Consider the following 6,873-nt stretch of genomic DNA (forward strand, 5'->3'; position numbering starts at 1 on the left):
TATTTTCAGTGTTTTGCATGGGGCGGCTATCATACCCCGCTATTGCCCTTTGTGCCGCATGGAGATCCAGATGCTCGCCTTTGCCCTGCCCTATACATTGCATGTCCTGGCCGCCCTGGTGTGGGTCGGTGGCATGTTCTTCGCCTGGCTGGTGCTGCGCCCGGCAACGGTTGCAGCCCTTGAAGGGCCGGCCCGGCTGCGGCTCTGGGTGGAAGTTTTCCGACGCTTTTTCACTTGGGTCTGGCTGGCGGTGGTGATCCTGGCGATAAGTGGTATCGGCATGTTGCACATGCGTTTCAATGGTTTCGAGACAGCGCCCAAGTACATTCACGTGATGATCGGCGGCGGCATCGCCATGTTCGCCCTGTTCATGCGCATCCAGGCGTTGCTGCTGCCGGAGCTGAAAACTGCGGTGCAGGCCGAGGACTGGGCCGCCGGGGCCGCCGTGCTCGGGCGGATCCGGCGGATGGTCGGGGTCAACCTGCTGCTGGGGCTGGCCGTCGTCGCCGTGGCCAGCTCGCGCCTGCTGATGTAGGGCGCTTCAGCCCGCCCGCGGCGGCTCGGGCGGCCGCGGGATCGACATGACATGGAAGATGCCGGTCAGCAGGATCTGCAACCGATCGAACCAGCGATGGCTGCGCCCGCGCAGGCTGCCATTGAAAAACAGCACCTCCAGCATATGCAGGCCCAGCACGGCGATACCGGTTGCGTTGATCAGCAGGTTCAGCGGCAGCGGCTGCGGCATCAGCTGGTTGAACAGCACCACGCCCCAGAACGCCACGGTCAGGACCTTGCCAAGGCCAAGGATGAACTTCATCTGCCGCCCCTTGTGCGTGTCAGTTCAGGTGCAGGTCGACCCGGCGGTTGTGCGCGCGGCCTTCCTCGGTGTCGTTTTCCGCCACCGGCTCGCGCGCCCCGCGCCCTTCGCTGGTGACCTTCTGCGGCGCCAGGCCCTGGCTGATCAGGTACTCGGCCACACTGGCGGCACGCCGTTCGGAAAGTGTCTGGTTGTAGCTGTCGGAGCCGACATTGTCGGTATGGCCAACCACCTTGATGCGCGTCACGCCCAACTCGTTGAGCCTCGGCAGCAGGCTTTGCAGCCGTTGCTGGCTGCCCGTGGTGAGGTCGGCGGAGTTGAAGGCGAACATCACCTGGCCCTGGTCGTCGAGGGAGATCACCTCGGCCTTGGCCTCGGGCTCAGCCGCAGGCTGGCTCGGCGGGTACTGCGGCAGCGGGCAGCCCATGTGGTCGACCGGGGTATTGGCCGGCGTGTCCGGGCAGCGGTCTCGGCGGTCGAATACGCCATCCCCGTCCTCGTCGCCGTCCTGGGCATAGCAGATCAGCCCACCGGCGATGGCGCCCAGGGCTCCGCCGCCGGCGGCCCAGCTCGAACTCTCGATGGCCCCCAGGCCACCGCCCACCAGGCCACCCAGCAGGCTGCAGAGCGGCCAGGTCCGTTGATTGAGGGGCGCACTGCCATCACTGTGGGTGGCGCAGCCTGAAAGCAGGCTGGTGACCACCAGCAACGGCAGCGCCGCCTTTGACATGACACTCATCATGAATGCTCCTGTGTCCTTGGCCGCAACCGGCCTGCAGGCGTAAAGACGCGCCCGCGCCACTGCTCCCGGCGCGGGCGCAGGCCGTCAGCGCTGGATCTTGATCTCGGTGCGACGGTTCATCGAACGCCCATCGGCCGTGGCGTTGTCTGCCACTGGCTGGGTTTCGCCGGCACCGACCACCGAAACGAAGCTGGCGCGAGGCACACCGCTCTCGATCAGGTATTCGGTCACCGAATGGGCACGGCGCTCGGACAGTTTCTGGTTGTACTTGTCGGAGCCGACGCTGTCGGTGTGGCCGGTCACGCTCAGGCGAGCGCTGGGCGCTTCCTGTTTCAGGCGGGTCGCGATGGTGTTCAGGCGCTCTTTGTCGGCCGCGGTCAGGCGGGCGGAGTCGAATTCGAAGTGCACGTCACGGATGACGATGACTTCTTCTTTCTGCACCACCACTTCCTCGACCACCGGTGCCGGCTCCGGCGGGCAGCCATTGGCATCGACCTGCACGCCGCGCGGGGTGCCCGGGCACTTGTCGCGGCTATCCGGCACACCATCGCCGTCCTCGTCGCCATCACCATGGGCCCAGCAGTAGCCCGCCGCCAGGCCACCGCCGAGCAGCGCGCCCCAGCCAGCCCACGAGGAGCTTTCGAAAGCGCCCAGGGCGGCGCCGCCCACGCCCCCGACGGCAGCACACTTCGGCCAGTCGGTTTTTTGCAAACCTGCACAACCAGTCAACACACTGGTGAGCAGTACCAGGGGTATCGCTGTGCGTACTATGCTCATTTTGTAGCTTCTCCTAGGGGGAATCGGCATAAGACCGATCTCTGGGAGTAAAGACCGCGCAATCAATCCCTGCCAGCAATAAGCCACACCCCGGCACATGCCCCTTTGCCCGCAGGCGATGGCCCGCTAGTCTTGGGCAACCCGAACGAGGATTGGCAATGACCGACGGTTTTTCCCAACGCACCCCGCAGCAGGCCCTGGCGGCCCTGCTCGAACGCTTCACCCCGCAGCGGCTGCTGCTGGTGGGCACGCGCTTTCCGGCCCTGGAAGCGTTCGCCCAGGCTCACCCGCAAGTGACCATCGAAACCACCGCGCCCGGCCCGCTGCCGGCAGCACTGGCGGCCCAGCGCTTCGACCTGGCCGTGCTGGTGGACTGCCTGGAGCACCTGCCCAAACGCACCGGCCTGGAATTGCTGGGGGGCATCCGCAACCTCAATGCCAGCCGCGTGGCAGTGCTGGCCGACCTGGCGGCCTGTGGCTGGCACGACACCGACTTTTTCGCCCTGGCGCTGTCGGCCAGCGAGAAATTCCGCCGCGACCAGCAGGTGCTCAGCTTGTTCACCTATGATCTACATGATTACAAGCAGGTCCCGGACTGGCTCAACGCCAGGTTCTGGGCCAACCCTGAAAACTTTGGCAAGTATTGGTGGTGATGATGAGTGTCTCGGTCTGCCCTTGTGGCAGCGGCAACCTGCTCGACGCCTGCTGCGGGCACTACCATGCCGGCACCCCGGCGCCAGATGCGCAGACGCTGATGCGCTCGCGCTACAGTGCCTACGTGCTGGGCCTGATCGACTACCTGGTGGCCACCACCCTGCCGGCCCAGCAGGCCGGGCTCGACCGCGACGCCATGGCCGCCTGGAGTGCCCAGAGCACCTGGCTGGGCCTGGACGTGGCAGGCGCCGAGGTGCTCGGCGGCCAGCCCGAGCATGCCTTCGTCACCTTCACCGCGCGCTGGCACGACCAGGAGGGCGACCACCAGCACCGCGAGCGTTCGGCTTTCGTGCAGCACGAGGGGCGCTGGTACTTCATCGACCCGACCGTCGAGCTCAAGGCCGGGCGCAACGACCCCTGCCCCTGCGCCAGCGGGCAGAAGTTCAAGAAATGCTGCGCCAGCTACGTCGGTAACTGAGCATGATTGCCCAAGCCCGCCTGCTGCTGCTCGCCACCCTGCTGGCATTGCTGGCGGGCTGCGCGAGCTGGGGTGACGACGACTGGCGCGAGCCCGAGGTGCACCTGGTCAAGGTCGAGACCGTCAAGGCGCGCCTGCTGGAACAGGAGTTCATCCTGCACCTGCGCATCGACAACCCCAACGACAGCCGCCTGTTCATTCGCAACCTGAGCTACTCGCTGTGGCTCAACGACCTGCTGCTGGCAGAGGATGAAGCGAGCATCTGGCGCAGTGTCGGCGGGCATGCCCGGCGCACCTTCAAGATCAGCGTGCGGACCAACCTCTGGCAGCACCTCAAGCCGCTGGTCAAGCTGCTCAAGAGCGACAACCAGCTGCATTACAAGTTGCGCGGCGAACTGGCCACCGGGCTGATCATCCACCAGGACCTGCACTTGTCGCGCAGTGGTGAGATAATCCCCGGCGATTTCCTACCGGAGTAACCCTGCAATGACCCAGCAACCCCATGTCCATGGCCCCGACTGCAACCACGATCACGATCATCAGCACGATCACGATCACGGCCATGTGCACGGCCCGCACTGCAACCATGGCCACCAGGAGCCGGTGCGCAACGCCCTGAAGGACGTTGGCCGCAACGATCCCTGCCCGTGCGGCAGCCAGAAGAAATTCAAGAAGTGCCACGGCGCCTGACCAGGTTCCAGGCCGCCAGCTGCAGGCTCGCTGCCTGAAGCTGGCGACCGCTGGTAAATAAAGCTTCAACGCACCTTGCACGGCGACTGCGCGCTCACTACCTTAGCGCCTTTCCAACCCCGCCACGCCTTGCAGGAGCCCTTGTCATGGCCGCCCCCGTCCTTCCTCCCTTCCGTCCGCGGTTCGCCAGCGCTGCCACGCTGCTTGGCATGCTCGGGCTAGCCGGCTGCCAGATGGGTGGCTACCAGGACAGCGTGCCCCCGACCAGCGGCGTACAGCCGCTCAAGGGCCTGGCGCAGAACGTGTCGGTACGGCGCAACGCCATGGGCGCACCGCTGATCGAAAGCAGCAGCTTCCACGACGCCCTGTTCAGCCTTGGCTACGTGCATGCCGGTGACCGCATCGAGCAGATGCTCGCCATGCGCCTGCTGGCCCAGGGCCGCCTGGCGGAAATGGCCGGCAGCGAGGCGCTGGACATCGACCGCCTGATGCGTGCCGCCAACCTCAAGCAGAACGCCACCCAGCTTTATGCCGATGCCTCGCCACGCCTGAAGCGCTTCTTCGAGGTGTACGCGCGCGGCGTCAACGCCTACCTGTTCCGCTACCGCGACAAGCTGCCGGCCAGCCTCGCCAGCAGCGGCTACCGCCCGGAATACTGGAAGCCCGAAGACTCGGCGCTGATCTTCAGCCTGTACGCCTTCAGCCAGTCCGTGAACCTGCAGGAAGAACTCAGCGCCCTGACCCTGGCGCAGAAGGTCGGCAGCGACAAGCTCGCCTGGCTGCTGCCCGGCGCCCCGGACGAGCCGCTGGCAGACGCCGAGGTGGAAAAACTCAAGGGCCTGAACCTCAACAGCCAACTGCCTGGGCTTGCCAACGTGGCCGCGGCCAGCCAGAAGCTCGCCGACCTGGGCCTGCTCGGCAGCCCAGGCTCGGCCAACCTGGCCTTGGGGCCGCAGCGCAGCCGCAGCGGCAAGAGCCTGCTGGCCAGCGACACCCGCGCCGCCTGGGCTCTGGCTCCGGTGCAGATCCACACCGCCAAGTACCAGGTCGCCGGCCTGTCGCTGCCGGGGCTGCCCATCGTCCTGGCCGGCTACAACGGCAAGCTGGCCTGGAGCAGCAGCGCGGTGATGGCCGACAACCAGGACCTGTTCCTCGAGCAACTGCGCCACCAGGGCAGCCAGGTCAGCTACCTGGCCGACGGCAAGTGGCAACCGGCCCGGGCCCGCAGCGAAACCTTCTTCGTGCGTGGCCAGCGCCCGCTGCGTGAAGTGATGTACGACACCCGCCACGGCACCCTGCTCGCCCAACCTGGCACCGCCAGCCTGGGCCTGGCGCTGAACCTGCCGCAGATCAAGGGCGACCGCAGCCTCGATGCGCTGTTCGACCTGACCCGCGCGCAAACGGTGGAACGTGCCTTCGACAGCACCCGTGAAGTCGCCGCGGCGGCCCTGAATTTCGTGTTCGCCGAGCCCGAACACATCGGCTGGCAAGTCAGCGGCCGCTACCCCAACCGCCGGGAAGGCCAGGGCCTGCTGCCATCGCCGGGCTGGGACGGGCGCTACGACTGGGATGGCTACGCCGACCCGATGCTCCACCCCTACGACCAGGACCCGCCGGAAGGCTGGATCGGCCACGCCAACCAGCGCAGCCTGCCACGCGGCTATGGCATGCAGTTGTCCAACACCTGGTACTACCCCGAACGCGCCGAGCGCCTGGCCCAGCTGGCCGGCAACGGCCGCCACGACAGCCGCAGCCTGATGGCCCTGCAGAACGACCAGGTGACCTTGCTGGCCGGCAAGCTCAAGCAGATGTTCGACGCCCCCGGCATGGCCCAGCCGCTCAAGCAGGCCATCGACGCCCTGCCACCCGCCCAGGGCGACAAGGCCCGCGAGGCCCTGGCCCGGCTCAAGGCCTTCGATGGCCGCCTGAGCCCGGTGTCGGCGGATGCTGCGCTGTATGAACTGTTCCTGCAGGAAGTCGCGCGGCAGACCTTCCTCGACGACCTCGGCCCCGAGTCCGGCCCGGCCTGGCAGGCGTTCGTCAGCAATGCCCAGCTGTCCTACTCGGCCCAGGCCGACCACCTGCTCGGCCGCGAGGACAGCCCGTTCTGGGATGACCGCAACACGCCGCAAAAGGAAGACAAGCCAGCCATTCTCGCCCGCAGCCTGGCCGCGGCCGTGGACGCCGGCACCGCGCAGCTGGGCGCCGACCGCCGCGCCTGGCAGTGGGGCAAGCTGCACCAGTATCGCTGGCCTGCACCGGCCTACCACGGCCTGGGCGAGGCCCAGCGCCGTTCGCCGCTGGCCGCTGGCGGCGACTTCAGCACCCTGGCGCTGACGCCGTATGCCTGGGGGAGTGATTTCAACACGCACTTGCCGGCGTCGGCGCGGATGATCGTCGACTTCGGCCAGGCCGAGCCGCTGCAGGTGCTGACCAGCAATGGGCAGTCCGGCAACCCGGCCAGCGGGCATTACAGCGATGGGCTGGATGCGTGGTTCAAGGGGCGCTTCATGAGCTTGCCGCTGCAGCCGCAGAACTTTGCGCGGGCTTATGGGAGCCAGCGGTTGAGTTTGGTGCCGGGTAGGTAACAGGCGCTCGGTTTTCGATCTGTAGGGGTTTCGAGATCGCGCGCCGCCCGCGCGGCGCATCGCGGATAAATCCGCTCCTACATTTGTTGCAACGTGCCACGGTCTGTCAGGCCATGGTTGTCCGCCT

General features: G+C 66.8%; 9 protein-coding genes. 6 read left to right on the forward strand and 3 right to left on the reverse strand.

The genetic code is table 11. The annotated features are described in order from the left end of the window. The first annotated feature begins 70 nt into the window (after nt 1-70). Nucleotides 71-535: a CopD family protein gene (locus ACIPG5_RS24910; RefSeq protein WP_176517951.1), complete on the forward strand. Its 465-nt coding sequence runs from the start codon at nt 71-73 to the stop codon at nt 533-535. Between the two features lie 6 nt (nt 536-541). On the opposite strand, the gene ACIPG5_RS24915 is transcribed toward ACIPG5_RS24910, so the two are convergent. The 3 genes from ACIPG5_RS24915 to ACIPG5_RS24925 form a co-directional block, all read right to left on the reverse strand. Then, nucleotides 542-817, reverse strand: coding sequence for a DUF1145 domain-containing protein (locus ACIPG5_RS24915; protein ID WP_176517950.1), 276 nt, complete (start codon nt 815-817; stop codon nt 542-544). A gap of 19 nt (nt 818-836) precedes the next feature. After that, the gene (locus tag ACIPG5_RS24920; protein WP_176517949.1) at nt 837-1,556 is read right to left on the reverse strand and encodes an OmpA family protein; all 720 of its coding nucleotides are present in this window, start codon (nt 1,554-1,556) and stop codon (nt 837-839) included. Nucleotides 1,557-1,643: 87 nt separating this feature from the next. After that, nucleotides 1,644-2,336, reverse strand: coding sequence for an OmpA family protein (locus tag ACIPG5_RS24925; protein ID WP_176517948.1), 693 nt, complete (start codon nt 2,334-2,336; stop codon nt 1,644-1,646). Nucleotides 2,337-2,494: 158 nt separating this feature from the next. On the opposite strand from ACIPG5_RS24925, the gene ACIPG5_RS24930 reads away from it, so the two are divergent. The 5 genes from ACIPG5_RS24930 to ACIPG5_RS24950 all read left to right on the forward strand — a co-directional run bounded on the left by ACIPG5_RS24930 (nt 2,495) and on the right by ACIPG5_RS24950 (nt 6,746). Continuing rightward, a complete protein-coding gene (locus ACIPG5_RS24930) occupies nt 2,495-2,989 on the forward strand; it encodes a DUF6231 family protein (protein WP_176517947.1) in 495 nt (164 codons plus the stop codon). Nucleotides 2,990-2,991: 2 nt separating this feature from the next. Continuing rightward, the gene (locus ACIPG5_RS24935; protein WP_176517946.1) at nt 2,992-3,468 is read left to right on the forward strand and encodes a YchJ family protein; all 477 of its coding nucleotides are present in this window, start codon (nt 2,992-2,994) and stop codon (nt 3,466-3,468) included. 2 nt (nt 3,469-3,470) lie between these two features. Beyond that, on the forward strand, nt 3,471-3,947 hold the full coding sequence (locus tag ACIPG5_RS24940; protein ID WP_176517945.1) for an LEA type 2 family protein: 477 nt from the start codon (nt 3,471-3,473) through the stop codon (nt 3,945-3,947). Nucleotides 3,948-3,954: 7 nt separating this feature from the next. Then, nucleotides 3,955-4,158: an SEC-C metal-binding domain-containing protein gene (locus ACIPG5_RS24945; RefSeq protein WP_176517944.1), complete on the forward strand. Its 204-nt coding sequence runs from the start codon at nt 3,955-3,957 to the stop codon at nt 4,156-4,158. 146 nt (nt 4,159-4,304) lie between these two features. Then, nucleotides 4,305-6,746 (forward strand): penicillin acylase family protein, encoded by a 2,442-nt coding sequence (locus ACIPG5_RS24950; protein ID WP_401378694.1) that lies wholly within the window; start codon nt 4,305-4,307, stop codon nt 6,744-6,746. Nucleotides 6,747-6,873 lie beyond the last annotated feature (127 nt).

Origin of the sequence: Pseudomonas sp. NPDC087029 (assembly GCF_044745345.1) — a bacterium.
GTDB lineage: Bacteria > Pseudomonadota > Gammaproteobacteria > Pseudomonadales > Pseudomonadaceae > Aquipseudomonas > Aquipseudomonas faucium.

Excerpts from the sequence above, each read along its gene's own strand:
- ACIPG5_RS24910 (WP_176517951.1), top strand. The coding sequence starts at position 71 with ATGCTCGCCTTTGCCCTGCCCTATACATTGCATGTCCTGGCCGCCCTG.
- ACIPG5_RS24915 (WP_176517950.1), bottom strand. The coding sequence starts at position 817 with ATGAAGTTCATCCTTGGCCTTGGCAAGGTCCTGACCGTGGCGTTCTGG.
- ACIPG5_RS24920 (WP_176517949.1), bottom strand. The coding sequence starts at position 1,556 with ATGAGTGTCATGTCAAAGGCGGCGCTGCCGTTGCTGGTGGTCACCAGC.
- ACIPG5_RS24925 (WP_176517948.1), bottom strand. The coding sequence starts at position 2,336 with ATGAGCATAGTACGCACAGCGATACCCCTGGTACTGCTCACCAGTGTG.
- ACIPG5_RS24930 (WP_176517947.1), top strand. The coding sequence starts at position 2,495 with ATGACCGACGGTTTTTCCCAACGCACCCCGCAGCAGGCCCTGGCGGCC.
- ACIPG5_RS24935 (WP_176517946.1), top strand. The coding sequence starts at position 2,992 with ATGAGTGTCTCGGTCTGCCCTTGTGGCAGCGGCAACCTGCTCGACGCC.
- ACIPG5_RS24940 (WP_176517945.1), top strand. The coding sequence starts at position 3,471 with ATGATTGCCCAAGCCCGCCTGCTGCTGCTCGCCACCCTGCTGGCATTG.
- ACIPG5_RS24945 (WP_176517944.1), top strand. The coding sequence starts at position 3,955 with ATGACCCAGCAACCCCATGTCCATGGCCCCGACTGCAACCACGATCAC.
- ACIPG5_RS24950 (WP_401378694.1), top strand. The coding sequence starts at position 4,305 with ATGGCCGCCCCCGTCCTTCCTCCCTTCCGTCCGCGGTTCGCCAGCGCT.